General features: G+C 58.4%; 1 protein-coding gene. It reads left to right on the top strand.

Features of this window, described 5'->3' with window-relative positions; genetic code table 11:
* The coding region (locus B3849_RS16565) for a GTP-binding protein (RefSeq protein WP_286780449.1) at positions 1-625 on the top strand (625 nt) is incomplete at both ends.

Here is a 625-nt window from a genome sequence, read left to right as displayed (position 1 = left end):
AGATGGACGGCGCGATCCTGGTTGTGAACGCTGCTGATGGCCCCATGCCACAGACCCGCGAGCACATCCTGCTGGGCCGTCAGGTCGGCATCCCCGCCATGGTTGTCTACATGAACAAAGTAGACCAGGTGGACGATGAAGAGCTGCTGGAACTGGTTGAAATGGAAATCCGCGAACTGCTGTCTTCCTACGACTACCCAGGCGACGACATCCCTGTGATCCCAGGTTCCGCTCTGGCGGCGATGGAAGGCCGTGACGAGAACATCGGCGAGAACTCCATCCGCAAGCTGATGGAAGAAGTCGACAACTACATCCCGACACCAGAGCGCGCTGTTGACCAGCCGTTCCTGATGCCTGTGGAAGACGTCTTCTCGATCTCCGGTCGTGGTACAGTTGTGACCGGCCGTGTTGAGCGTGGCGTGATCAACGTTGGCGACGAAATCGAAATCGTTGGCATCCGCGACACCAAGAAAACCACATGTACCGGCGTTGAAATGTTCCGCAAACTGCTGGACCGTGGGGAAGCTGGCGACAACATCGGCGCCCTGCTGCGCGGTATCGACCGTGAAGGCGTTGAGCGTGGTCAGGTTCTGTGTAAGCCAGGTTCGGTCAAGCCGCACACCAA

This window comes from Sulfitobacter sp. UBA4523 (genome assembly GCF_002388305.1).
Classification (GTDB): domain Bacteria; phylum Pseudomonadota; class Alphaproteobacteria; order Rhodobacterales; family Rhodobacteraceae; genus Sulfitobacter; species Sulfitobacter pontiacus.
Note: the sequence above shows the minus strand (reverse complement) of the source record. Positions and strands in the feature narration are given on the sequence as shown.